The 24392-nt window shown below is 75.1% G+C and carries 21 protein-coding genes and 1 tRNA gene; 14 read left to right on the top strand and 8 right to left on the bottom strand.

All coding sequences use genetic code 11. The features are described 5' to 3' along the window. Positions 1-66 precede the first annotated feature (66 nt). Positions 67-140 (top strand) — tRNA-Met (locus ACUJ8O_RS04765). Positions 141-273: 133 nt separating this feature from the next. On the opposite strand, the gene ACUJ8O_RS04760 is transcribed toward ACUJ8O_RS04765, so the two are convergent. The 3 genes from ACUJ8O_RS04760 to ACUJ8O_RS04750 form a co-directional block, all read right to left on the bottom strand. Further along, positions 274-1674, bottom strand: a complete 1401-nt coding sequence (locus tag ACUJ8O_RS04760) for a sodium/glutamate symporter (RefSeq protein ID WP_098092327.1) — start codon at positions 1672-1674, stop codon at positions 274-276. A gap of 178 nt (positions 1675-1852) precedes the next feature. Continuing rightward, positions 1853-2671, bottom strand: a complete 819-nt coding sequence (locus ACUJ8O_RS04755) for a PspA/IM30 family protein (RefSeq protein WP_069941443.1) — start codon at positions 2669-2671, stop codon at positions 1853-1855. Between the two features lie 120 nt (positions 2672-2791). Continuing rightward, positions 2792-4924 carry a TPM domain-containing protein gene (locus ACUJ8O_RS04750; protein ID WP_371506653.1) on the bottom strand — a complete coding sequence of 711 codons (2133 nt, stop codon included), beginning with the start codon at positions 4922-4924 and terminating at the stop codon, positions 2792-2794. A 258-nt stretch (positions 4925-5182) separates the two neighbouring features. Between ACUJ8O_RS04750 and ACUJ8O_RS04745 the strand changes: the two genes are divergently transcribed. Both ACUJ8O_RS04745 and ACUJ8O_RS04740 read left to right on the top strand, forming a co-directional pair. Further along, the gene (locus ACUJ8O_RS04745) at positions 5183-6451 is read left to right on the top strand and encodes a S1C family serine protease (RefSeq protein WP_256748732.1); all 1269 of its coding nucleotides are present in this window, start codon (positions 5183-5185) and stop codon (positions 6449-6451) included. After that, entirely contained in the window at positions 6448-7227 is a 780-nt protein-coding gene (locus ACUJ8O_RS04740; RefSeq protein ID WP_371506652.1) for a PIG-L deacetylase family protein, read from the top strand. Before ACUJ8O_RS04745 ends, ACUJ8O_RS04740 begins: the two co-directional genes overlap by 4 nt. Positions 7228-7289: 62 nt before the next feature. Here the strand turns inward: ACUJ8O_RS04740 and ACUJ8O_RS04735 are convergent, their stop codons facing one another. The 5 genes from ACUJ8O_RS04735 to folP are packed head-to-tail and all read right to left on the bottom strand — an operon-like array spanning position 7290 to position 12062. Then, positions 7290-8720: an anti-sigma factor gene (locus ACUJ8O_RS04735; RefSeq protein ID WP_152743418.1), complete on the bottom strand. Its 1431-nt coding sequence runs from the start codon at positions 8718-8720 to the stop codon at positions 7290-7292. Positions 8721-8727: 7 nt separating this feature from the next. Beyond that, on the bottom strand, positions 8728-9288 hold the full coding sequence (locus ACUJ8O_RS04730) for a tRNA (cytidine(34)-2'-O)-methyltransferase (protein ID WP_012750989.1): 561 nt from the start codon (positions 9286-9288) through the stop codon (positions 8728-8730). A 40-nt stretch (positions 9289-9328) separates the two neighbouring features. Next, on the bottom strand, positions 9329-10285 hold the full coding sequence (locus ACUJ8O_RS04725) for a J domain-containing protein (protein ID WP_036338296.1): 957 nt from the start codon (positions 10283-10285) through the stop codon (positions 9329-9331). After that, positions 10282-11073 carry a pyrimidine reductase family protein gene (locus ACUJ8O_RS04720; RefSeq protein ID WP_445373193.1) on the bottom strand — a complete coding sequence of 264 codons (792 nt, stop codon included), beginning with the start codon at positions 11071-11073 and terminating at the stop codon, positions 10282-10284. Before ACUJ8O_RS04720 ends, ACUJ8O_RS04725 begins: the two co-directional genes overlap by 4 nt. Continuing rightward, complete coding sequence (gene folP / locus ACUJ8O_RS04715) at positions 11070-12062, bottom strand: dihydropteroate synthase (RefSeq protein WP_445373192.1); 993 nt, start codon at positions 12060-12062, stop codon at positions 11070-11072. Before folP ends, ACUJ8O_RS04720 begins: the two co-directional genes overlap by 4 nt. Positions 12063-12127: 65 nt before the next feature. On the opposite strand from folP, the gene ACUJ8O_RS04710 reads away from it, so the two are divergent. From ACUJ8O_RS04710 to hpf, 11 genes are all read left to right on the top strand, one after another. Then, the gene (locus ACUJ8O_RS04710; RefSeq protein ID WP_162833775.1) at positions 12128-13486 is read left to right on the top strand and encodes a TrkH family potassium uptake protein; all 1359 of its coding nucleotides are present in this window, start codon (positions 12128-12130) and stop codon (positions 13484-13486) included. Further along, on the top strand, positions 13479-14168 hold the full coding sequence (locus ACUJ8O_RS04705) for a potassium channel family protein (RefSeq protein WP_036315984.1): 690 nt from the start codon (positions 13479-13481) through the stop codon (positions 14166-14168). The genes ACUJ8O_RS04710 and ACUJ8O_RS04705 overlap by 8 nt, the downstream gene beginning before the upstream one ends. A gap of 37 nt (positions 14169-14205) precedes the next feature. Continuing rightward, positions 14206-15408, top strand: a complete 1203-nt coding sequence (locus tag ACUJ8O_RS04700; RefSeq protein ID WP_036338305.1) for a cysteine desulfurase family protein — start codon at positions 14206-14208, stop codon at positions 15406-15408. 39 nt (positions 15409-15447) lie between these two features. Then, the gene (gene mnmA / locus ACUJ8O_RS04695) at positions 15448-16584 is read left to right on the top strand and encodes a tRNA 2-thiouridine(34) synthase MnmA (RefSeq protein ID WP_148408397.1); all 1137 of its coding nucleotides are present in this window, start codon (positions 15448-15450) and stop codon (positions 16582-16584) included. A 9-nt stretch (positions 16585-16593) separates the two neighbouring features. Further along, a complete protein-coding gene (locus ACUJ8O_RS04690; protein ID WP_002854878.1) occupies positions 16594-16983 on the top strand; it encodes a chorismate mutase in 390 nt (129 codons plus the stop codon). Then, a complete protein-coding gene (locus ACUJ8O_RS04685) occupies positions 16976-18082 on the top strand; it encodes a hypothetical protein (protein ID WP_148408398.1) in 1107 nt (368 codons plus the stop codon). Before ACUJ8O_RS04690 ends, ACUJ8O_RS04685 begins: the two co-directional genes overlap by 8 nt. A gap of 152 nt (positions 18083-18234) precedes the next feature. Beyond that, positions 18235-18915, top strand: a complete 681-nt coding sequence (gene mtrA, locus ACUJ8O_RS04680) for an MtrAB system response regulator MtrA (RefSeq protein WP_095346918.1) — start codon at positions 18235-18237, stop codon at positions 18913-18915. A gap of 4 nt (positions 18916-18919) precedes the next feature. Beyond that, positions 18920-20854 (top strand): MtrAB system histidine kinase MtrB, encoded by a 1935-nt coding sequence (gene mtrB / locus ACUJ8O_RS04675; RefSeq protein WP_445373191.1) that lies wholly within the window; start codon positions 18920-18922, stop codon positions 20852-20854. Continuing rightward, positions 20851-22596, top strand: coding sequence for an LpqB family beta-propeller domain-containing protein (locus tag ACUJ8O_RS04670; RefSeq protein WP_445373190.1), 1746 nt, complete (start codon positions 20851-20853; stop codon positions 22594-22596). Before mtrB ends, ACUJ8O_RS04670 begins: the two co-directional genes overlap by 4 nt. Positions 22597-22706: 110 nt before the next feature. After that, a complete protein-coding gene (locus ACUJ8O_RS04665; protein WP_336575055.1) occupies positions 22707-23498 on the top strand; it encodes a ComF family protein in 792 nt (263 codons plus the stop codon). Between the two features lie 149 nt (positions 23499-23647). Beyond that, the gene (gene hpf, locus ACUJ8O_RS04660) at positions 23648-24325 is read left to right on the top strand and encodes a ribosome hibernation-promoting factor, HPF/YfiA family (protein WP_148408401.1); all 678 of its coding nucleotides are present in this window, start codon (positions 23648-23650) and stop codon (positions 24323-24325) included. The last annotated feature ends 67 nt before the right edge of the window (positions 24326-24392 follow it).

The raw sequence follows: 24392 nt of genomic DNA, 5'->3' as shown, positions 1-24392 counted from the left end.
CGGATGGCGGGGTGCTGACGCCGATTTGAACTCGACGGAACAGGTGTGTATAGTTGTAGGAGTCGCCGCGGGGTGGAGCAGTTCGGTAGCTCGCCGGGCTCATAACCCGGAGGTCGCAGGTTCAAATCCTGCCCCCGCAACGAGAAGGAGAAGGCCCCCAGCATCTGCTGGGGGCCTTCTCGCATGTCCGGGACCGGTCGCCCCGGCCCGCCGGCACGGTGCCGGCGGGCGAGCCGACCGCCCTCGGGCGATCAACGCGGGGGAGCGGGAGTGTCAGCGGCTCGAGGCCCGGACCGCCTGCTGGGCCGGCGTGCGGCGGCCCGGATCGGTGCGGCGCAGCCAGACGGCAGCGATGATCGCGATGATCGCGATGGCGCCCCAGATGCCGACCACGGCCCAGGACAGGCCCGCGATGAGCAGCAGCGGCACGAAGGACACCGCCGCGATCTCCACGGGCACCACCGGGATGTAGGCCACCCCGAACTGCTCCATGGTCCCGGACTTCAGCTTCGGGTCCACGATGCGCAGCATGGCCACGCCCGTGGCGACGGCGCCGGTGGCCCAGCCCCACGTGAACAGCTGCTTCTCGAACCACGCGTCGGTCATGACACGCGGCGCCACGACGATCCCCAGGAACAGGGCCAGCGCGAGGCCGATCACGAACAGGAGCAGCAGCGGCTGCCAGTAGTCCACGACCACGGTCGGGGCGATCGCGGCGATGCCGCAGACGATGAGGATGTCCGTGGCGGTGCCGGACACCGAGTTCAGCGAGCCCGGGTCGAGGAACTTCGCCGTCTTCGTGGCCTGGAACAGGACGCGGGCGATCAGGCCGAGGAGGAACGCGATCGCGAACGCGGGGATGATCAGCTGGGGTCCGTCCTCACCCACGATGCTCGGCCACACGGACGTGATCCAGGAGACCACGCCGTGCGCGGCCGCCGCGATCATCGCGACGACGCCGACCTGGAAGGCCAGCGACTCCACCGAGGCCGCCGAGAAGGTGTGCCGGCCGATGACCGGGCGTTCCTCCACCTGGTTCAGCACCCCGGTGCGCAGCTCTTCCGGGATGGAGGTGAGGCCCGCGAACTCCCGCGCGTGGCCGCGCTGCGCGCCGATCTTGGCCTGGATGATGCCGCCCACCACGCCGACGATCATGCCGACCGTGGCCGAGGTGTAGGCCAGCGAGGTGACGGTCGCATCGCCGTTGGCCGCGTATGCCTGGCCCACGGCGGCCGCGGAGCCGAAGCCGCCCGCCCAGCCGGCGAACAGCAGGGCGGCGAACGAGTCGGGCGCGTCGAACAGCGGCTGCAGGAGGACCAGCGTGACGAGGGCGCCGATGGCCACCTGGGAGGCGTAGATCAGCACGCCGTAGGACGCGAACGCACCCACGGGGCGGCCGATCTTGCGGACGTCGAAGTCGTCGGTGAGCGCGATGCACACGAACACGATGACGATCAGGATCGAGCCGTATGTGCCCAGCTGGGAGCTGAACGGCAGCCAGCCCAGGCCGTTCGGGCCGAGGACCAGGCCCAGGATGCCGGCGATGACGGAGGCCGGGATCATCAGGGTCTGGAGGGGCGTGATGACGGCACGGGCCAGCGTGCCCACGGCCAGGAGCGCGCCGATGAGGCCGGCGTCGACCAGCACGGACCAGGCCGTGAACTGCTCTTGCATGGGGTTCTTCCTCTGTGCGGGGACGGGGGCGTCCCGCGGAGCGTGCCGAGGGACCCCGGGACAGTACCAAAGGAGTGCGGGGGCCGGGGCGCGTCCGGGAGGGGCACCGGCCGGGGCGCACGAGGACGGCCCGCCGCGCCGGCGTGGGCCGGGCGACGGGCCGTGGGGCGGGGCGGGGTCAGCCGCGCGCGGTGCCGGTCTCCTCGGCGGTCCCCTCGGCGGCGTAGTCGAGGGTCAGGGTCTCGTCGGCGTCGACGTCGCCCGAGGCGAGGGCGGCCTGGCTGGCGCCGCCGGCCTTGAGGGCTGCGAGGCGGGCCTCCACCTCGGTCTTCTCGCCGAGGTCCTCGAGGGACTCGAACTGGGCGTCGAGGGAGGAGGCGGCGATCTCCTGCTGGCCGCGCACGCGGGCCTCCTCGCGACGGACCTTCTCCTCGAAGCGGGAGACCTCGGAGGTCGGGTCCAGCAGGTCGATCGACTTCACGGCGTCGGCCACCGCGGACTGGGCGTGGGCGGACTTGGCGCGGGCGGTCAGCTCGTCACGCTTGGCGACCAGCTGCTGACGCTTGACCTTCATCTGGTCCAGACCGGTCTTCAGGCGCTCCACGATCTCGCGCTGCGAGGCGATGGTCGGCTCCGCGGACTTCGCCTGACGCTCGAAGTCCATCTGGCGCTCGATGGCCACCTTGGCGAGGTTGTCGAACTTGTCCGCCGAGGCGGTGTCGCCCTTGGCGCGGAAGTCGTCGGCCTTCTGGGAGGCGGCCAGCGCCTTCTGGCCCCAGCTGCGGGACGCGTCCTGGTCCTCGCGGTAGTCGTCCTCGATCATCCGCAGGTTGCCGATGGTCTGGGCGACGGCGGCCTCGGCCTCCGCGATGTTGTTCGTGTAGTCGCGGACCATCTGGTCCAGCATCTTCTGGGGGTCCTCGGCCTTGTCCAGCATCGCGTTGATGTTGGCCTTCGCCAGCGTGCTGATGCGGCCGAAGATGGACTGCTTGACCATGGTGTCTGCCTTTCGTCGGTCTTTCACGTCAGCGCAGACCGTCGGCCTGCGTCCACCCCGTCCCGCGCGTGCGGGCCGGGCCGGCGCCCGGGGCGCCGGAGTTCATGGGGGGGGGGGCGGTCAGAAGCCGCCGCCGGAGATGTCGCCGAAGTCGCCGCCGCCGAGGCCGCCGCCGTCGAACCCGCCGAAGCCGCCGCCGCCCCAGCTGTCGCCGTGGCCGCTGTTCAGGATCGAGTTCATCAGGATGCCGCCGAGCAGTGCCCCGCCGAGGCCGCCGCCGAAGCTGCCGCCCACTCCGGCGCGCGGGCGTGCGCCGTACATGCCGCCCATGCCGGGGCCGTAGCCGAAGCCCTCGACGTCCGCGCGGGCCAGCTCGCTCGCGCGCTCGGCCAGCTGGGAGGCGCGCTGCGCCTGCTGGAGGGCGGCCACGGGGTCGGTGCGGCCGAGGCTGATCGCCGAACGCAGCGTGTGGTCGGCCTCCGCGAGCCGGGTCCGGGCCTCCGAGCCCACCGCACCGCGCCGGGCGCCGATGAAGTCAGCCGTGCCGTCGATCTGCGCCTGTGCCTGGGCGATCGTGGAGGTGAGCACCTGGGAGGCCTGGCGGGCCTGCTCGCGAGCGTCGCGGACGCCGGCCAGCGGGGTGTTGAGCTGGCGGTGCGCGGCCTCGAGCTGGTGGAGCAGCTCCAGGGGATCCGGGCGGCCGGCCGCGAGGGCCTGGCGCACCGCGTTCAGGGCGGTCTTCATCCCCGCCACCGGGCCGGCCAGCTCGGGGTGCGATCCGTTGGCCACGAGCGCTTCGGCCTCGGCCACGTCCTGCTCGGACTGGGCGAGGCCCGTCTGCAGGTTGCCCAGCATGGCCCGCAGGGACCCCTCGGCCTTGCCGACCGCCTCGGTGAGCGTGTCCACCTGGCTGAGCGCCTCCTCGGCGGCACGCACGGCCAGCGCCGCCGTGGAGCGGTCCTGGGCTTCCCACGCGCTCCGCGACTTCGCGAGGGCGGTCTCCACAAACTCGAGCCTCTCCCGGGCCTGCGCCGCGTTGTCCGCGACCTCGGCGAGGGCGGACTCCGCGTACTGGCCGTGCAGCGCGGTGATCGCCGACTCGGAGTCCTGCACCCGGGACCGGGCCTCGGGCAGGCGGGCGTCGACGCGCTCCAGGGCCTCGGGCACCTGGTTCTCGAGGTCGCGCAGGGAGTCGAACTCCTTCTTGTGCGCCGCCAGGGACGCACCCACGGCCTCGCTGCGCTGGATGATCTCCTTGAGCCAGGCGCGCTGCTCGGCCTCGGTGTCCGGGATCTCGTCGTCGAGCTGGTGCTGGAGCTGGAACGAGGCCCGCATGTGCTCCTTGGCCTGGTCGATGTCCTCGCGGAACGTCGCCACGGACTTCTCCCCATAGGACGCCTCGGCGAAGCCCAGCTCCTGCTCCGAGGAGCGGATGGCGTCGTCCGCGGCCACGAGCTTCGAGCCGGCCTGGGTGCGCAGCTGCTCCACGCTGAGCTCATCGAGGGGGTCGCGGCGGGCCTCCTCGGTGCGGCCCCGTTCGACCTCGCCGCCCTGCGTGCGCCTCCGGCTGCGGGCCACGAGCACGCCGCCGCCCACGGCCGCGGCCACCGCACCCGCGCCGAGGACCGCCGTCAGGGCCCCACCGCCGTCGGAGGCGCCCTGGGCCGTGCTCCCGCCGCCCGTGGTGCCGGCTGGCAGGGCGCCGGCCGGATCGTACTCGGCCCCGCTGGCCCCCGTGCCGTCGAGCGTGCCGTCGGCGGCGTCGTCGAGCCCCTGCACCGCGGCGGTGCCCACCGCCAGCCAGTCCGCCGAGCCGGGGTCCGTGCCGATCTTGGACAGCTCCGGGCCCACGTAGGTGCGCGTCACCTGGTTCTGCAGGTTCGCGTCCCCGCCGCTGTCCAGCCCATAGGCGCGCTCCTCGACCGCGATCACCAGGACTGAGTCGTTCGTCCCGAGCCCGCGCTGGCGCGCCACGTCCTGGGCCAGCGTCTGGGCGTCCGTGCTGAACTCATCCACGTAGACGACGTACAGCCCCTGCCCGGTGTCCCGGCGCAGGTCCTGGATCTCCTGGGTCAGCCGCTGCTCATCGGAGGTCGAAAGCACACCGGCCTCGTCCACCACGTATACGCCCGGCGGCACCGCCACGGCGTGCGCGGTGGGTGCCGCCACCAGGAGGCCCAGACCTCCCAGGCCCGCGGCGGTCACGGCACGCGCCAGACGGCCGACATCGGCGGGGCGGGTGGGCACGGTCATGCGGGGTCTCCTTCGACGACGGAGGCGAGCCGCCGCACCGGGCGGACCCGCCGGATCCTGGGGTTGAGTGTAGGGCGGCGTGGGAATCGGGCACCAGGGATCCGGCGCGGCCGGAACCGTGGGAGGAGCGGACGTTCGGCCGACCTCTAGGCGGCGTTCAGTCATGCACGCTAGCGTGGACGTGCCCCGGGGCGCGCGTCCGCAAGACGACGGGCGTCCGTGTCGACCGCCCGGGGCCCGACCCGAAGCGAGGACCCCGTGGACCAGACCGCCGCCCCCACCCAGCCCCCCGTGCCGACGGCCCGCCCCGTCGCGCGTCCCCGGCCCCAGTCCCGCGCCCGTGCCGGGGCGGGCCTGCTCGCCGCGGCCGTGCTCATGGTGGGGCTCTCCGGTTGCGCGGTCGCGGAGGACGGCGGCGAGGCCGCGAGCTCCTCCTCCTCTCAGGCGACGGACACCTCGGCCGAGGCCGGGGGACAGCCCGTGGCGGACACCGCCGTCGGGAACGCCGCGAAGACCGCGCTGCCCTCCGTGGTGACCATCTCCGCGACGTCGAGCTCCGCCTCCGGTTCCGGTTCCGGTTCGATCCTGGACACGGAGGGGCACATCCTCACGAACACGCACGTGGTCACCCTCGGCGGCCAGGCCAACGACGCCGAGCTGACGGTGCGCACCTCGGACGGGGAGGTCTACGCTGCCACCGTCGTGGGCACCGACCCGCTGTCCGACCTGGCCGTCATCAAGATCGACGCCCCGGACCTCACCCCCATCCAGATCGGCCGGTCCGGGGACTTGAAGGTCGGGGACGAGGCCGTCGCCATCGGCGCCCCCCTGGGCCTGCCGAACACCGTGACCGACGGGATCATCTCCACCCTGGACCGGACCATCGCGGTGGCGTCCTCCGAGGCGCCCGAGCCGCAGGGCGAGAGCTCCGGCTCGTCCTCCGGCTCCGACCAGTACCGCTTCCAGCTGCCGGGCACCCCGCAGGGCACCCAGGGCGAGGTGTACATCAACGTGCTGCAGACCGACGCGGCCATCAACCCCGGCAACTCCGGAGGCGCGCTCGTCGACGCCGAGGGCCGCCTGGTGGGCGTGAACGTCGCGATCGCCTCGACCGGCCAGGACCCGAGCGCGGCGGGCAACATCGGGGTCGGCTTCGCCATCCCCGTGGACTACTCCCAGCGGGTCGCGCAGGACCTGATCGACCACGGCAAGGCCACGCACGCCATGCTCGGCGTGAGCGTCACCCCGGAGCCCGCCGAGGTGAAGGGCGGCGGCGAGAACGCCCGGACCGTGTTCAGCGACGGCGCCCGCGTCCAGCAGGTCGTGGAAGGGTCGGCGGCCGCGGCGGCCGGGCTGAAGGAGGGCGACGTGATCACCGCCGTCGGCGACCGCGCGGTGATCGACTCCGAGTCCCTCACCGCCGTCGTCCGCGAGCACCGCGTGGGAGACTCGGTGGACGTCACCTACCTCCGCGACGGCGCGGAGCAGAAGGCCGAGGTGACGTTCACGGAGGACACCCAATCGTGACCACCACACTCACCACCCCCGCTGAGCTCGCCGCCCACCACGGCTGGCGCCGAGTCTTGGCCGTCGGCGCCCATCCGGACGACCTCGACTTCGGGGCCGCCGCCACCCTGGCCGGCTTCCGCGCGGCCGGGCTGCACATCGAGCTGTGCATCGTGACGGACGGGGACGCCGGCGGCTTCGACTCGGAGGGCCCGGAGGCGATGACCGCCCGCCGGCACGCCGAACAGCGCGCGGCCGCCGCCGTCGTCGGTGCCGCCGAGGTCCACTTCCTCGGCGAGCGCGACGGACACCTCGAGCCGGACCACGGCGTGCGCCGCAAGCTCGTGGCCCTGATGCGCCGCGTCCGCCCGGACGTCGTCCTCAGCACCCACCCCGAGCGGGACTGGGAGCGGATGCAGGCCGCCCACCCGGACCACCTCGCCTGCGGCGAGGCCGTGGTGCGCGCCGCGTACCCGGCGGTCGAGAACCCGTACGCGTACCCGGAGCTCGCGGCGGAGGGGCTGGAGGCGTTCAAGATCCGGCACCTGCTGCTGTACGCCGCCCCCGCCGCACGGCGGAACACGGTCGTGGACGTCACGGGCCTGGCGGAGCAGAAGCTGCGCGCCCTCGACGCCCACCTCTCCCAGCACCCGGACGTCGACGCGATGCGGCGGCAGGTGCTCGCCCAGATGGCCGAACATCACCGGCACGCCGCCGGCCCGGCCGCCGGGCAGGGCCACGCCGAGGCGTTCCACCTGGTCACGGTCAACGGTCCGCGCACCATCGCCGGGTTCTGAACCGCCCCCACAGCAGAAGGGCCGACGACGCGCCGCGTCGTCGGCCCTTCTGCTCCGGGGACTCAGTTGTTGCTCGGCCGCCCGCCGTAGCGCGGGCCGGTCTGCGCGGTGGGGTCGAGGTCCACGCCGACGATGGGCTCCGACGTCGGCACCTCGGAGCCCGAGCTGGGCTCCACGGAGATGCCCATCGCCGCGAAGCGGTCCAGCCCCCGGAAGGTCACGGGCTCGCCGAAGCCGTTGGCGTCGAACGTGCCGAGCGAGGCCGGGGCCGTGCCGTCCGAGGGGTAGAGCCACAGCTGGTAGGACTGACCCTCCGGCAGCTGGGGCATCCCGCTGATCATCAGGTAGCCGCTGTTCTGCTCCCGGGACAGGAACGCCTGGACGCTCCCGCCGTCCTGGGCCGGATACTCCGAGGTCGTGAACAGGTCCTTCGACTGGTCGATGCGGTGCACGATGCCCGGCCGCGTGAACTGACTCCACACCGTCCACCCGCCGACGCCGAGCACGAGGGCCGCGAGCAGCACCAGCGCCGTCACCTTGAGCCAGCGCAGGCGGTCCCGCGGCGGGCCGGCGGGGGCCGACTCGTCGCCGATCAGGTCCATGCCCACGTCCTGGGCGGGCAGGCGGCGCAGGACCTCGTCGAGCAGGGCCGACGGCGGCTCGGCCGTCACGGAGCGGAACGCCCAGGCCACCGCCTGGCGCGCCCCGTCCACCCGGGAACGCCACCGGGCCAGCTCGCCGCCCCGCCGCTGCACGGCGGAGAAGGCCGCGGTGTGCCCGGCGGTGTCGAGGGCGTGCACGGCGGAGAGGTCGGCCAGCTCGAGCGTGCGGCCGGCGTCGACGTCCTCGCGCACGCCCGCGCCCAGGGCCGGGCCGGAGGCCGGGGCGGGCGCGGACGGCCGGGCGCCGTCCTGGGTGAGGTCGCGGCGGGCCGCGACGACCTGCCGGACGCCGTCGCGCAGGAGGGTGCGGGCCCGGTCGGCCGGCAGATCCAGCCGATCGGCGACCTCCCGGTCCGTGCAGCCGCCCAGCCAGGCCAGCCGCACGGCCTCGAACGCGTCCGGGTCCACCCGGTCCATGAGGTCCTCCGGCAGCGCGGCGGGGCCGGCCGGGCCGGGACGACGCCCACGTTCCGCCGCGGAGCCGCCGGCGCGGCGCAGCGAGGTCATCACGCGGTGGGCGAGGACCTCGAGCCACGTGAACACCTGGCGTTCGCGGTGGGTCGCGTCGTCCTGCTCGCTCAGGTCGAGGCTGGCCTCGGACGCCTCCTCCCACGCGGTCAGGTAGGTGCGGACGGTGGCCTCGGCGGCGTCGTCGCCGGGGCCGAACATCGCCTCGGCCAGGCCGTGCACCCACGGGACCGTGGCGTCGTAGAACGCGGAGAAGGCCGCCCGGTCGCCCTCGGCGCTGCGGCGCAGAAGGGTGTCCAGGGCGGGCTGGCCGGCGTCGTCGGGGCGGTCGGCGTGGGGCTCGGACGCGTCAGGAGTCTGCATGGTGGCCTCAGTCTAGGGAATCGGGGTGGGCAGCGGACCCGGCGAAGTCGTGCTGGCGCCAGGCCTCGTACACGGCGATGGAGACGGCGTTCGCCAGGTTCAGGGACCGACGGGCCGGCTGCATGGGCAGGCAGACGGTTTCGGTGACCCGCGGGTCGGCCAGCACCTCCTCCGGCAGGCCGGTGGACTCGCGGCCGAAGAGCAGCACGTCTCCGGGCCGATAGGCGACCCGGTCGTGGCGCACGGACCCGCGCGCGGTGAAGGCCAGCACCCGGGCGGGGGCGAGGGCCGCGAGCGCCGCGTCGAGGTCCGGGTGCACCGTCACCACCGCGAGGTCGTGGTAGTCCAGGCCCGCGCGGCGCAGGTGCGCGTCTTCGAACCCGAAGCCGAGCGGCTCCACGAGATGCAGCTCGGCCCCCGTGAGGGCGGCGAGCCGGATCGCATTGCCGGTGTTGCCCGGGATCTCCGGGGTGAGCAGCAGGATACGGAACTCGGGGGTGCCGGGCGCCGGGGCGCGGTCGGCGCCCTCGTGCGGGTTCGGGCAGGGCGGGGCGGGGGAGTCGGGCACGCGTCCAGCCTAGTGCGGCGTCGCCGGGCGGGGGTCTGGCTCAGTGGAGCCGGGCGACCAGCGCGCCGAGCGCGCGGCGGTCCACGAGGTCCGGGTCCGGGCCCGTGCCCAGGAAGAGGGCCACCTCGCGGGCGAAGGCGAGCCCGGGCGCGGGCGGGGCGGTGAGCAGGTCGGCCTGCGTCCCCGGGGAGTTCGCGCCCCGCGCGTGCCGGATCACGGGCGCGTGCCGCGCGTCGCGGTCCGTCATCACGTGCACGAAGCCGCCGACGGTGACCTGGGGCAGGGCCTGCTGCCACGCCATCATCGCGGGGCCGAGCAGCGGCGGGGCCACGGGACGGCCCCGGGAGCGCAGATCCGCCCCGTCCCAGGTGTAGGTCCCCTCCGGGACCATGACGGAGCCGATCAGCGCCAGGCGGTGGCCGCACAGCACCGCGTGGTCCACGTCGAGGTGCCGTCCCCAGCGCCCGTCCAGCCGCAGCCCGGTCAGGACCCGGGCGGCCGGGAGCGCGTCCGCCACGTGGCGCAGCAGCACGTCGAGGGTGCGGGCCTGCCGCAGGATCCGGTGCTCGTCCGGCAGGATCCCGCGCGGCCGCGGTGCCCCGTGGACGCGTTGGCTCGATCGCGGCAGGTCCAGCACGGTCGGGTCGGCCTCCGCCTCGCCGGGCGGGGGCTCGTAGCGCACGGGGCGGGCGGCACGTCCGCCGGGTCCGGACGGTCCCGACGGTCTCGCCCGCCCTGATCCGGCCCGCGCGCGGGGGTCGCGGGCCCGGGCGACGTCGAGTCCGGGCAGCGAGAGGTCGTACCGGCGCCGGGCCTCGGCGTCGCCGAGCAGGTCCCACGCCCGCGTCACGGCCCGGAAGGCGGCGGGGTCGCCGCCCACGTCGGGGTGAGCGGCCCGGGCCGCGCGGCGGTAGGCCCGCCGGACCTCGTCGGCGGTCGCGTCGCGGGACACGCCCAGGACCTCGTAGGCGGTGCGGTGCTCCTCGGCCGCGCTCACGGCGTGGGGTCCGGGTCGGGGGAGGCGTGCCGCTCGTGGTGCAGGCGCAGGAACAGCATGCCGTCGTCGTGGAGCACCTGGACCAGCTGCAGCCGGGCGGGGAGGCCGGGGCCGTCCTCGCCGGTCAGGACGCGGCCGGCGGCGGGTCCGGCCAGCAGCGGCGCCACGGTGAGGTGCACCTCGTCCACGAGGCCGGCCGCCGCGAGGCTGCCGAACAGGCGCGGTCCGCCCTCGCAGTGGACGACGCGGGCGCCGCGCGCGTGCAGGGTCGCCACCACGGTCTGGGGGTCCACGTGCTCCTCGCCGACCGCCAGCACGTCCGCGCGCGCGGCCAGCGCCGCCGCCCGCTCCGGCTCGGCCGCGAGGGCGGCCCGGGACGTCAGGATCCAGGGGCGCACCGGGGCGGCCGTGAAGAACGCGGACGCCGGGTCCAGGTCCAGGCTGCCGCTGACCACGGCCACGGGCGGGTCCGCGGGCCCGCCGGCCTCCGCGCGTCGACGCCGGTCCTCCTCGGACAGCAGCGCACCCTCGTAGCCCTCGGCCCGGATGGTCCCGGCCCCCACGAGCACGACGTCGGCGTCGTGCCGGGACAGCGAGAGCAGCCGCTGGTCCGCGGGGGAACCGAGCCCGCCCGCACGGCCGTCCAGGGTGGCCGCGCCGTCGGCGGAGGCGATGAACACGACGCGGACCCAGGGTCCGGGGCCGGTGTCCTCAGCCGCCGGGGCCGCGAGGGCGGTGCGGAGGGCGTCGTCGTCCAGGCCGGGGCCGGTCTCGGTCAGCCGTCTCATGCCCGCCCCCCGCGGTGGGCGCGGTGTCCGGCCAGGGTGCTGCGGTCCGGCGGCGGGTTCTCCGCGCCCATGTTGTGGACCAGGCGCGCCGGCTGACGCCACCCGAACACGCACTCGAGCATGCGGGCCGCCGAGACGGAGGCGTCGGCGTCGTGCATGCGCAGGATCCGGGCGCCGCCGTACACGCAGGCCGCGGCCGCGGCCAGCGAGCCGGGCAGGCGCTCGTGCCGGTGCCGGTCCAGGCTCTCGCCGATGAAGTCCTTGTTCGAGACCGCGGCCAGCACGGGCAGCCCCAGGGTGGCGATCTCGTCCAGCCGCCGCGTGATCTCGAGGGTGTGCCGGGTGTTCTTGTTCAGATCGTGGCCGGGGTCCACGATGATCCTCTCCTCGGGGACGCCGAGCGCCACGGCCCGGTCGACGGTGCGCCGCAGGTGGTCGCGGACCTCCCTGACGACGTCGCCGTAGGTCGGCCGGGGGACCACGGCCCGGGGTCCGCGCACGTGGGCGAGGGAGTGGGTGACCACGAGGTGCGCGCCCGCGGCGGCCACCACCCGGCCCAGGTCCGCGTGGAACAGTCCCGTGGTGTCGTTGACGACGTCCGCCCCCGCCGCCAGGGCCGCCTCGGCCACGGCCGGCTGGAACGTGTCCGCCGAGAGGATCAGCCGGCGCGATGCCTCGGACGACCCGGCCCCGTCCCCGCTCCGCAGGGCCGCGATCAGGGGGACCACCCGCGCCGCCTCCTCGGTCGGGTCGAGCTCCGCCCCGGGCGCGAACGGCACGCCGCCGACGTCGACCCACTCGGCTCCGGCGTCCGCCGCGGCGTGGGCCTGGGCGAGGGCGTCCTCCAGGACGGCGCCGGCGCCGTCGTCGTAGAAGGAGTCCGGGGTGCGGTTGACCACGGCCATCGTGACGATCCGGCGGTGGAAGTCGATCTCGTGGTGGGCGAACCGGTGCACCGGGTGGACGAGCGGGACGGAGGGGGTCGGCACCCGGCCATTCAACCACCGGCGCCGCACGGTGACAGTGCGCCCCGGAAGGACTATGTTTCCCTCCCGTGACATTTACCTCGTCGCCGCGGGTCGGCCCGCGTCGGCCCCGCATCCGTCCGACCCAGCTCGTGGTCGGGTCCTTCCTCGTCGCCATCGTGACGGGCACCGGCGCACTGCTGCTGCCCGCCTCGTATCAGGGCCGCGCGCCCACCCCGCTGGAGGCCGCGTTCACGGCGACCAGCGCCACCACGGTGACGGGCCTCGGCGTCGTGGACACCCAGACGTTCTGGACACCCCTGGGTCAGCTCGTGATCCTCACGCTCATCAAGCTCGGTGGCCTGGGCGTCATGACGTTCACGTCGCTGCTGGGGCTGGTGATCCTCCGGCGGCTCGGCCTCACCCAGCGCCTCGACGCCGCGGCCTCCACCCGGGCCGAGGGGATCGGGGACCTGCCCCGGGTGCTGCGGGCCCTGATCCTGTACTCCACGGCCGTCGAGGCCTCGGTGGCGCTGCTGCTGAGCCTGCGCTTCTGGCTGGGCGCGGGAATGTCCCCGGGCCAGGCACTGTGGCAGGGGGTCTTCCACGCGGTCTCCGCATTCAACAACGCCGGGTTCGCGCTGTTCAGCGACAACCTCATGGGCTTCGTCTCGGACCCGTTCATCTGCCTGCCGATCGCGGCGGCGATCATCTTGGGCGGCCTGGGCCTGCCGGTCGTGCTGACCCTGCGGCGAGACCTGCGCCGACCCGAGCGGTGGAACCTCACGGTCCGGCTCGTGCTCGTGGGCACCGCGGTGCTGCTGGTGGGCGGCACGCTCATGTACCTCGTCCTCGAGTGGTCCAACCCGCGGACCCTGGGCGGTCTGGACCCGGCCTCGCGCGTGCTCGCGGCGTTCTTCCAGTCCGTCACGACCCGCACCGCCGGCTTCAACACCCTGGACTACGGGCAGATGCACCCCGTGACGCTCTTCGCCACCGACGTGCTCATGTTCATCGGCGGCGGCCCCGCCGGCACCGCCTCGGGCGTGAAGATCACGACGGCGAGCGTCCTGCTGTTCATCGTGCTCGCGGAGATCCGGGGGGAGGGCGCCGTCCATGCGTTCGGCCGCCGGCTCTCCCGGACCACGCACCGCGAGGCGATCACCGTGATCATGCTCTCCGCGACCGCGATCGCCGTCGCCACGATGGCGCTCATGGGCCTGTCCTCGTTCACGACCGACCAGATCCTGTTCGAGTGCGTGTCCGCGTTCAGCACGGTGGGCCTGTCCACCGGCATCACCGCCCAGCTGCCGCCGGCCGCGCAGGGCATCCTGATGCTCCTCATGTTCGTCGGCCGCATCGGCCCCGCCACCGTCGCCGGCAGCCTGGCCCTGACCGACCGCACCCGCCACTTCGAGTACCCGAAGGAGAGACCCCTCATTGGCTGATCTCACCCGTTCCCTGTTCGCCCCCCGCCGGGGCGACCGCCCCACCGTGGCCGTCCTCGGGCTCGGCCGGTTCGGCTCCGGGGTCGCCCGCGAGCTCATGGAGTCCGACTGCCACGTGCTGGGGGTCGACGCCGATGCCGAGGCCGTCCAGGCGCTCAACGGCCGGCTGACCCACGTCGTCCGCGCGGACAGCACGGACGAGGAGGCGATGCGCCAGCTCTCGGTCCACGAGATGGACCACGTCGTCGTCGCCATCGGCGGCGACCTCGCGGACTCGATCCTCACCGTCTCGCTGATGCGGCGGTTCGGGACGCACCAGCTCTGGGCCAAGGCCAATGACGACCGCCACGGCGAGATCCTGCGTCAGCTCGGCGTGGAGCACGTGGTCCACCCGGAGCGGGACATGGGCCGCCGCGTGGCGCACCTGGTCAGCACGTCCTTCCAGGACTTCGTCGAGGTCGAGCCGGGCCTGGCCATGGTCCGGGCCACGCCGCCGTCGCGCCTGCTGGGCAGGGACCTGCGAGCCACCGGGCTCGCGGGGGAGCGGGGCATGCGCGTGGTCGCCGTCCGCAGCCGCGGCACGTGGCTCTACCCGCCGAGTCACTACGTGCTCGAGCCCGAGGACACGATCCTCCTGGTGGGCCCGACCCGCGACGTCGAGCGGTTCCTCGCCCGGGACTGAGCCGGGGCACATCCGGCGCGGCTCCTAGACTGGCCGGGTGACCACCCCGGACCGCGTGCACCTGGACCACGCCGCCACCACGACGGTGCGCCCCACCGCGCTCGCGGCCCTGGCCGAGGCGGCCGCGCTGCCCGGCAACCCGGCCTCCCTCCACGCCTCCGGCCGCCGGGCCAAGCTGCGCCTCGAGGAGGCGCGGGAGCGCATCGCCGCGGCGCTCGGGGCGCACCCCACCGAGGTGATCCTCACGTCCGGGGGCACCGAGGCGGACAACCTCGCCGTCCAGGGGCTGTACCGGGCCCGCCGCGCGGCCGCTCCGGAGCGCACCCGGATCGTGCTGACCGGCATCGAGCACCACGCGGTCCTCGACGTGGTGGACTGGCTCGCCGCGCACGAGGGCGCCGAGCCGGTGCTCGTCCCGGTCGACGACGACGGGCGGGTCGACCTCGCCGCATGGGGGGCCGCGCTGGCGACCGCGCCCGAGCGGACCGCCCTGGCCACGCTGATGTGGGCCAACAACGAGATCGGCACGGTCCAGCCCGTCGCGGAGGCCGCCCGGCTTGCGGCCGACCACGGGGTCCCGTTGCACACCGACGCCGTCCAGGCCCTCGGGGCGGTGCCCGTGGACTTCGCCGCGTCCGGGGCCGCGACCCTGGCCGTCTCGGGGCACAAGGTCGGCGCCCCCGTGGGTGTCGGCGCCCTGCTCGTGCGCCGGGACGTCACGCTGGAGGCCGTGGTGCACGGCGGCGGCCAGGAACGCCGCCTGCGCTCGGGCACGGTCTCGGTGGCCCTGGCCGCCGCGCTGGCGGCCGCCGTGGCGGAGGCCGTCGCGGAGCAGCCCGCCGAGGCCGCCCGCCTGGGCGGGCTGCGGGACGAGGTGATCGCCGCCGTCGACGCCCTGGACGGGGTGCGCCTGACCGGGCCGCGAGACCTCGACCCGGCGACGGGGCAGGCGCTGTCGCCGGGGACGCGCCGACTGCCCGGCAACGTCCACATCACCGTGCCGGGCCGGACGGCGGACGCGCTGCTGTTCTCCTTCGACATGGCCGGGCTGGACACCTCGTCCGGGTCGGCGTGCACCGCCGGGGTGGCCGAGCCGTCGCACGTGGTCGCGGCCCTGCCGGGGCGGACGGAGGCCGACGCGCGGGCCACCCAGCGGTTCACCCTCGGCCGGACGACGACACCGGCCGAGGCGGCCGCGCTCATCGACGCGCTGCGGACACTGCTGGGGCCGGGCGTCTAGACTGGACCGCCCGTCCGTCGTCGAGAGAGGAGCCCGCCCGTGAAGGTCCTGGCCGCCATGTCCGGGGGAGTCGACTCCGCCGTCGCCGCGGCGCGTGCCGTGGACGCCGGGCACGACGTCGTCGGCGTCCACCTGGCCCTGTCCCGCATGCCCGGCACCCTGCGCACCGGCTCGCGCGGCTGCTGCACCATCGAGGACGCCTCGGACGCGTGGCGCGCGTGTGAGCGGCTCGGCATCCCCTTCTACACGTGGGACTTCTCCGAGCGGTTCGCGGAGGACGTCGTGGACGACTTCGTGGCCGAGTACGAGGCCGGCCGCACGCCCAACCCGTGCATGCGCTGCAACGAGCGCATCAAGTTCGCGGCGCTGCTCGAGCGCGCCCTCGAGCTGGGCTTCGACGCCGTCTGCACGGGCCACTACGCCGCCGTGCGGCCCGGTCCGGACGGCTCGCTGGAGCTGCACCGCGCCGCGGACGACGCGAAGGACCAGTCCTACGTGCTCGGCGTGCTGACCGCGGATCAGCTCGCCCACTGCCTCTTCCCGCTCGCGGACACGCCGTCCAAGGAGCTCGTGCGCGCCGAGGCGGCCGAGCGCGGCCTGTCCGTGGCGGCGAAGCCGGACTCCCACGACATCTGCTTCATCCCCGACGGCGACACCCGCGGCTGGCTCGCCGAGCGCATCGACCTGGCCCCCGGCCCCATCGTGGACCCGGAGGGACAGGAGCTCGGCACCCACGCAGGCGCCCAGGCGTTCACGGTCGGCCAGCGCAAGGGCCTGGCCATCGGCCGTCCCGCGCCCGACGGCAAGCCCCGGTTCGTGCTCGAGGTGCGGCCGAAGGAGAACACCGTGGTCGTCGGCGGGCGTGAGCTGCTCGACGTCGACCGCATCACCGGCATCCGCCCGTCGTGGGCCGGCGCCCCGGTGCCCGAAGCCCGCACGGATGCCTGGTTCGACTGTGCGCTGCAGTTCCGGGCCCACGGCGAGATCGTCGAGGCCCGCGCCCGCCAGCGCGCGGACGCGGCGGGGCATCCGGGGTGGGAGATCGAGCCGGCGCGCCCCCTGCGCGGCGTGGCTCCCGGTCAGACGGCCGTCCTGTACCGGGGCACCCGCGTGCTCGGCCAGGCCACCATCGACACCGCCCGCAATGCCCGGCTGTCCGCCCCCGCGGATGCGTAGGCTTCGGCCATGAGCCCGGACTACGACCCCCACGCCAGCTCGCTGCCCGGCACCGCGGACCCGGCGGTCCTCGACGAGCTCTTCGCGATCCGCGGCAGCATCGACAACATCGACGCCTCGCTCGTCTACCTCCTGGCCGAGCGGTTCAAGTTCACGCAGCGGGTCGGTGCGCTGAAGGCCCGCCACGACCTGCCGCCCTCGGACCCCGGGCGTGAGGCCGCCCAGATCGCGCGGCTGCACCGGCTCGCGCTCGAGGCCGACCTCGAGCCCGCGTTCGCCGAGAAGTTCCTGAACTTCATCATCGCCGAGGTCATCCGCCACCACCGCGCGCTGGCGGCCGAGGGCCGGCCGGACGCCGAGGCGGAGCCGGGGGCGGGCTCCGGGGACGCGGATGACTGAGGCCGCCCACGACGACGGCGCCACCGGCCCCGTCGCCCTCGGCGGCACGCCGTGGCGCGGCACCGACGTCGCAGAGGCGCAGCGCGTCACGCTCGGCGAGCTCGGCGCGGACCACTGGCCGGTGCTCCCCGAGCTGCCCGATCGCGGACCCGGCGCCGACGCCACCGGCCGCTCGGCCGCCCTCCTGCAGGAGCTGGCCGTCGACCTGCAGCCGCACGGCTGGCGGGTCAGCCCGCCCGGGGCCGCCGGCTCCGGCCGCGACCGACGCCGCGCCGTCTCCCTCTGGCGCGAGGACGCACACCGCTGGGCGGACACCGCGGGCGCCGAGGGCGCCGTCGTCGAACGTCTGGCCGTGCGGGTGCGCGGCCCGCTCAGCCTGCTCGCCGGCCTCTGGCTGCCCGGGGGAGAGCGCGTCCTCGGCGACCACGGCGCCCGCCGCGACGTCGCCGAGTCCTATCTCGAGGGACTGCAGGACGCCCTGCCCCGCCTTCGAAGGGCCACCGGGGCGGCCCGCCTCGGCGTCGTCGTCGACGAGCCGTGGGCGGCGGCCGTCCTCGCCGGGACCCTGCCCACCGCGAGCGGGTACCGCACCGTCCGGTCGCTGCCGCGCGAGGAGGCCCGCGGACTGTGGCGCGCCGCTCTCGACGGGCTCACCGCCCTGCCCGACGTCGCCCGGGTGTGGCTTGCGCCGGGCCGCCGCGCCGCCTCCCCGGGGGCCGAGCTGCCCGGGCCCGCCGCGCTGGCGACGCTGACGGGAGAGTCCCTGCCCAGGCCCGACGCAGCCGCGGACGCGCCCGCCCCGGCCCCGGTCTCGCTCGTGGTGGGCGTGGGCCCCCTCGACGACGGCACGCCCGGCACCCGCGAGGCGTGGGAGGCGGCGGCCGGCTGGGCCGACGTCGGGCGCGGGCTGACCCTGGCCCCCGAGCCGGGCGTGCGCCCGGTCGACGTCGTCCGCACGTGGGAACGGCTGGGGGTGGACCCCGGACGGGTGGGCGACGTCGGCCTCACGGCGGCGGGGTCGCACGACCCCGCCGTGCTCCGCACTCTGCGGCGGGACGCGGAGGAGCTGGCCGCGCGGCTCGCCGAACTGCGCGGCTGAGCCGGCGCCCCGACGGGCGCCGGCGACCTTCGGCGTCGTCCGCCGTGGACGGGCCCGCCCGGCGGGTATCATCGGGCTGATCCTGAAAATTTCCTGTGCCCGGGGCCGGTCCCGCTCGCGGCGCCGGGGGGAGCGCTGACGAGGAGGTCAGGATGGGCAAGGCCAAGATCCTGGTGGTGGACGACGACGAGGCGCTGGCCGAGATGATCGGCATCGTCCTGCGCAACGACGGCTTCGAGCCGGCGTTCGCCGCGGACGGCACCTCCGCACTGCCCGCGTTCCACCGCGAGCGTCCCGATCTCGTGCTGCTGGACCTCATGCTCCCCGGCATCGACGGCATCGAGGTCTGCAGGCTCATCCGAGGCGAGTCGGACGTGCCGATCGTGATGCTCACGGCCAAGTCGGACACGGCGGACATCGTGCGCGGCCTCGAGTCGGGTGCCGACGACTACGTGCCCAAGCCGTTCAAGCCGGCCGAGCTCGTGGCCCGCGTCCGGGCCCGCCTGCGTGAGGGGGAGGCGAAGCCGGCGGAGGTCCTGCACATCGGGGACCTCGAGATCGACGTGGCGGGCCACCAGGTCACCCGCGGCGGCGTCGGCATCGCCCTCACCCCGCTGGAGTTCGACCTCCTCGTGGCCCTCGCCCGGCGGCCGCGCCACGTCTTCACCCGCGAGATGCTGCTGGAGGAGGTCTGGGGCTACCGGCACCAGGCCGACACCCGGCTCGTGAACGTCCACGTCCAGCGCCTGCGCTCCAAGGTCGAGCCGGATCCCGAGAACCCGTGCGTCGTGCTGACCGTCCGCGGCGTCGGGTACAAGGCCGGCCAGGGCTGAGCGCATGACCGTGTCCGGCCCGGGTGTGAGCGCGGCCCCGGCGGCCGAGGCCGGCGCCGAGCCGGTCGAGCCCGCCGCCGGCCGCCCACGGTCGTGGGTCCCCGGCCCCGCGTGGCGTGCGCTGCGCCGTCGGTGGCGCCGGTCCCTGCGGCTGCGCACGGCGGTGCTCGCGGCCCTGCTCTCGATCCTCGCGGGCCTCGTGGTCGCCGCGTTCCTGACGCAGCAGATCACCCAGGCACTCTTCGAGGCCCGCTACGAGCAGGTCCAGGCCGAGGCTCGCCGTGGCCTGAGCCAGGTGCGCGAGACGTTCGCGCAGACCACCGCCACGGACGCGCAGAGCACGGACGTGCTGGTGACCCAGACCCTGCGTGCCCTCGAGGGGGACTCGGGCACCACGATCCGCCGCCGCTACCACCTCGCCCCGCTGCCGGGCTCCGAGTCCGCGTACGTGGGGACGATCTCCTCCGCCGGTCTCGATCCCGCGGTGATCCCCCAGGAGCTGCAGGACGCGGTCGCCTCCGGGCCGGGCGTGTACGACGCGAGCGTGGCGCTGCCGGACCCCGGCGGCGGCACCCGGCCCGGCCTCGTGTTCGGCACCCAGGTGGTGCTGCCCCCGGGTGCCACCTACGGGCTCTACCTCGTCTACGACCTCGCGGACGTCCAGAGCTCGCTCGACTCGGTGCTCGGGGTGCTGCTGGTGTTCGGCGTCGGCTTCCTGGTGATCAACGTGCTGGTCTCGTGGTGGGTCTTGCGGCGTGTGACCCGGCCCGTGCAGCAGGCGGCCCGGGCGGCCGAGTCCCTCTCGAGCGGCAACCTGGCCGTGCGGATGCCGGTCGACGGTGAGGACGAGATGGCCCGCCTGGGCATGTCCTTCAACCGGATGGCGGACAGCATCCAGGACCAGATCGGCCAGCTCGCCCAGCTGTCCCAGATGCAGCAGCGGTTCGTCTCGGACGTCTCCCATGAACTGCGCACGCCGCTGACGACCGTGCGGATGGCGGCCGACGTGCTGTACGGCTCGCGTGAGGACTTCGACCCGGTCAGCCGACGCTCGACCGAGCTGCTCTACCACCAGGTGGACCGCTTCCAGGCCATGCTCGCGGACCTGCTGGAGATCACCCGGTTCGACGCCGGCGCCGCCACCCCCGCCCTCGAGGCCACGGACATGCTCGAGCTGGCCCGCGACGTCGTGCTCACCTCTCAGCCGCTGGCCGATCAGATCGGCGTGCCCGTGTACATGGTGCCCATGGACCGGGACCGCGCCGACGGCCACGTCGCCTGGGTCGACCCGCGGCGGATCGAACGGATCCTGCGCAACCTGGTGAACAACGCGATCGAGCACGCCGAGGGCCGGCCGGTGGACGTGCTCGTGGCGGCCGACGAGGAGGCCGTCACGTTCGCCGTCGTGGACCACGGCATCGGCATGAGCCCCGAGCAGGTGCAGCGCGTGTTCGACCGGTTCTGGCGGGCCGACCCCTCACGCAAGCGCACCACCGGCGGGTCCGGACTGGGTCTGGCGATCGCCGCCGAGGACACCCGGCTGCACGGCGGCCGGCTCGAGGCGTGGGGCGAGCTGGGGGAGGGGTCCACCTTCATGGTGACCCTGCCGCGGGAGCCGCGCCCGGCCGTGCAGGGCGCGGAGGCCCCGGAACCGATCGGCCGCTCCGTGCTGCCCATCCCGCCCCGTTACAGCACGGCGGACCGCCGGTACGCCGATGACCTGTCCCGGCCCGTCCCGCAGGAGGCGGACGCCGACGCCGTCGGCACGGTCGCGGATGTCACCGCGGCGGCCGCGGCCGCCCCGCCGTCCGCGCGCCAGGCCGAGCAGGCCCTGACCGCACCCACCCGGCCGGTGCGCGTGGTCCCTGCGGAGGATCCCGCCCACGGGTCGGCCCCCGGGGACCCGACCGGCGACGACCCGGCAGAGGAGGCCCGATGACCACCGTGGATCCGCAGCCGCCCCGCCCGCCGCGGGTCGCCGTCGTCGGCGTGATCGTCGCCCTGATGCTCGCCCTCAGCGGCTGCACCCAGATCCCCCAGAGCTCCGAGGTGCGCAGCGCGGACCCGGTCGACGGGGCCACCGCAGACGCCGATGCGCCGCAGTTCCATCCGCCGGGACCGGCCGAGTCGGACACGGCGGAGGAGGCCATCCGGGGCTTCCTGCTCGCGGGCACGAGCCCGCAGGACGACTACGCGGTGGCGCGCGAGTTCCTCGACGGGCCCGCGGCCACCCAGTGGACGCCCGGGCAGCGCACCCTCGTGTACTCGGCGGAGCCGCGCATCACCCGGGGCGACGGCGCCGGGGACTACCAGATCCAGGTCGAGGTCGACTCGGAGATCGACGAGTACGACCTGCGGACCATCGCGCCGCCGGGGACCACGCGGGCCTGGGCCGTCACGGTGCGGGAACGGCCGCAGGGCATGCGGATCACGTCCACGGAGAACGGCACGCTGCTCTCCCAGGCGCAGTTCGGACAGCTGTTCGCCCCGCACGAGCTCGCCTTCTACGACACCGCGAAGCGCTACGTCGTGCCGGACGTGCGGTGGTTCGTCAATCGGGGCACCACCGTGACCGCGGTGACGCGAGCGCTGCTGCGCGGGCCGGCACCGTATCTGGCCGGGGCGGTGGAGACGGCCTTCCCGCTGCGCACCGGCACCGACCTGGCCGCGCCCACGGTGCCCGTCGACGACGACGGCGTGGCCCACGTCGACCTCACCCAGGCGGCCGCCGAGGGGGCCGATGCCGACCGGCGGCACCGCATGCGGGAGCAGCTGGAGCTGACCCTGACGGGCCTCCAGTCGGTCAAGGAGGTCGAGGTGACCGTCGCCGGCGCCCAGTTGTCCACGTCGGGAGGCGACGGCCCCGCCCCGGTCCAGACCGACCCCGCCGTCGGCTCGGTCCAGGTGGGCATCGACACGGCGACGGGCGGACTCGTGTACGTGCAGGGGACCAGCGTCACGCCGGTGGGCGGCGCCCCGGACGTCACCGCGCTCGATCCGGTCCGCCCGACGATGTCCGGCGACCGCAGCCGATTCGCGTTCGTCACCCGTGATCGGACGGCGGTCCTCGTCGCCGGCACGGACGGCTCCCTGCGGGAGGCGCTGCGCGGCACCGGACTCACCGTCCCGTCGCTGGACCTCCTGGGCTGGGTATGGGCGGCCGACAGGGGGACGACCTCGCGGATCCGTGCCGTCCCGGCCCAGCCCGGCGGGCAGGAGCGCATCGTGACGGCCACCTGGCTGCGGCCCGGTGAGCGGATCGTCGACCTGCGGTTGTCCCGGAGCGGGGCCCGGGCCGCGATCCTCGTCGACGACGGCCAGCGGACCACCCTGCGCGTGTCCGGCGTCGTGCGCGGTTCGGACGGGGTGCCGAACGCCCTGACCGAGCCCATCCTGCTGCCCTCCTCCGGCTCGGAGGACTCGGTGGAGTGGGCCGGAGGCACGAACCTGCTCGTCTCGTCGTACGCCGAGAAGCCCGACGAGCGCGTGGTGCCGCGGATCGTGTCGATCGACGGCACGGTCCGGGAGCTCAACCCGCTGGGCGGCCTGCGGGGGATCTCCGCCGGCGACGACGGCGCCTATTACGCGGAGACGGAGGAGTTCGTGTTCCTGCTGGTGGGCTCCTCGTGGCGGGCGCAGGAGCTCGACCGCGGGGTGCGCGACCTCTCGTTCCCGGACTGATCCGGGCCCGCGCTCACCGCCCCGTCGTCCACTCCTGCACAGCCGCCCCGTCCCGCACAGGGGCCCGCCCCGGCGCCCGGACGGCGGTGGCGTGCGGTGGACTCATCGCCATGCATTCCCCGCCGTCCTCCCCGTCCCCGGCGGTCGGCGCCCTCGGTCGGGCCCTTGCCGACCTGGTCCTGCCCGCCGAGTGCGCGGTGTGCGCCGCGCCGGGCCACCGGCTCTGCCCGGCCTGCGCGGAGGGACTGACCGCCGCCCTGTCCCGGCCCTTCCGGGCGGAGCAGGACGCCCCGGCCCTGCCCGTGGGCCTCGGCGGCGCTCCCCTGCCGGTGGTGGCGGCCGGTCGCTACGCAGACCCGCTGGCGGCCGCCGTGCTCGCGTTCAAGGACCATCACGCGCTGCACCTGCGCGGCGTGCTGGGCGAGGCCCTCTGCCGGGCCGTCGCAGCGGCGCGCCTCGAGCCGGACCTGCCCGGGGCACCGCACGCCCTGCTCGTCCCGGTCCCGGGCGGCGCGGTCGGATTCCGACGGCGCGGCTACGACCCGCTCGCCGAGCTCACCCGGGCGCTGCCGGCGCCGTGGCTGGTCTCCGACGCCGTCCGCCCTCGGCTGCTGCCCCGCGCGAGCACGCTCCGGGGCGGCGGCCCGTCCCATGCGGGCGCCGGCGCGGGCCAGCGCCGCCGGCGGGCCCGGGACTGGCGCGTCGTCGCCGGACGGCTGCCGGCCGGCGCGCCCGTCCTGCTCGTGGACGACGTCCTCACCACCGGTGCCACCCTCGCCGCGCTCGCGGACGCGGTGCGCCGCGCCGGCGGGCACCCCGTCGGGGTCGTCGTGCTCGCGGCCGTGGCCTCGCCGCGGGACCCCGCCGGGCCTGGCCCGTGGCCAGGCCCCCGGGTAGGGTGAACGGCACGGAATCGCCCCTGCGGTTCCCGTCCTGCCGACGGCTGGAAGGAGGTCGCCCCCTCGGAACCGCCGCCGCCCTGCGGACGCGACACCGAGGCGCACCTCCCCTCCCGAGGCCGGACCCGTAAGAGTCGGACCAGGAGGACGCCATGACCATGGATGTCAGCTACATCGCCCGCAACATCAGGCTCCCGGAGAGCTTCCGCGACCACGTCGTCGAGCGCACCGAGCGCCTCCAGCGGCTCGCCGAGGGCGCCGACAGGCTCGAGGTCCGCGTGACGAGGGAATCCCACCACAAGCACTCGGACGAGGCGGTCCGCGTGGAACTGACGGTCCGCGGCCCGCGGGACGTCGTGCGGGCTGAGGCCGCCGCGGACGACGAGCTGGCAGCCTTCGACAAGGCCGCCGACCGGCTGGCCGAACGCCTGCGGCGCCTGCGCGACCGGCGCAAGGACCGTCGCCACCGCAAGATCGGCGCCTCCCGCGGCGCGGGCGAGGTCGGATTCGTGCCGCCGCTGCCCCCGTCGGGTGCCGCGCCGGCCGCGGAGGACGCCTCCGCGCAGGACGCCCCCGAGGCGGGCACCCCGGTGCGCATCCGGCAGAAGGCGTTCCCCGCGACCCCCATGAGCGTGGACGACGCCGTGGACGCGATGGAGCTGGTCGGCCACGACTTCTACCTCTTCCAGAACGCCGAGACCGGCGTGCCCTCCGTGGTCTACCGCCGCCGAGGCTGGAGCTACGGCGTGATCCGCCTGGACGAGTCCCTCCCTCAGGATCGCGTCTCCGCCTCCGAGGGGGAGCAGGCATACCAGACGCGGGAGGACTGACCGCCCCGCCGACGTCGACCACGACCTGCTGACGCCGCGACGCCCCTCCCCTCCGGGACGGGCGCCG

The organism is Micrococcus sp. EWR3.9.1 (genome assembly GCF_052615555.1).
Note: the sequence above shows the minus strand (reverse complement) of the source record. Positions and strands in the feature narration are given on the sequence as shown.

What these genes read in the sequence shown, in the direction of transcription:
- ACUJ8O_RS04760 (WP_098092327.1), bottom strand. Translation starts at nt 1,674, where the DNA reads ATGCAAGAGCAGTTCACGGCCTGGTCCGTGCTGGTCGACGCCGGCCTC.
- ACUJ8O_RS04755 (WP_069941443.1), bottom strand. Translation starts at nt 2,671, where the DNA reads ATGGTCAAGCAGTCCATCTTCGGCCGCATCAGCACGCTGGCGAAGGCC.
- ACUJ8O_RS04750 (WP_371506653.1), bottom strand. Translation starts at nt 4,924, where the DNA reads ATGACCGTGCCCACCCGCCCCGCCGATGTCGGCCGTCTGGCGCGTGCC.
- ACUJ8O_RS04735 (WP_152743418.1), bottom strand. Translation starts at nt 8,720, where the DNA reads ATGCAGACTCCTGACGCGTCCGAGCCCCACGCCGACCGCCCCGACGAC.
- ACUJ8O_RS04720 (WP_445373193.1), bottom strand. Translation starts at nt 11,073, where the DNA reads ATGAGACGGCTGACCGAGACCGGCCCCGGCCTGGACGACGACGCCCTC.
- ACUJ8O_RS04690 (WP_002854878.1), top strand. Translation starts at nt 16,594, where the DNA reads ATGAGCCCGGACTACGACCCCCACGCCAGCTCGCTGCCCGGCACCGCG.
- ACUJ8O_RS04685 (WP_148408398.1), top strand. Translation starts at nt 16,976, where the DNA reads ATGACTGAGGCCGCCCACGACGACGGCGCCACCGGCCCCGTCGCCCTC.
- mtrA (WP_095346918.1), top strand. Translation starts at nt 18,235, where the DNA reads ATGGGCAAGGCCAAGATCCTGGTGGTGGACGACGACGAGGCGCTGGCC.
- mtrB (WP_445373191.1), top strand. Translation starts at nt 18,920, where the DNA reads ATGACCGTGTCCGGCCCGGGTGTGAGCGCGGCCCCGGCGGCCGAGGCC.
- ACUJ8O_RS04670 (WP_445373190.1), top strand. Translation starts at nt 20,851, where the DNA reads ATGACCACCGTGGATCCGCAGCCGCCCCGCCCGCCGCGGGTCGCCGTC.
- ACUJ8O_RS04665 (WP_336575055.1), top strand. Translation starts at nt 22,707, where the DNA reads ATGCATTCCCCGCCGTCCTCCCCGTCCCCGGCGGTCGGCGCCCTCGGT.
- hpf (WP_148408401.1), top strand. Translation starts at nt 23,648, where the DNA reads ATGACCATGGATGTCAGCTACATCGCCCGCAACATCAGGCTCCCGGAG.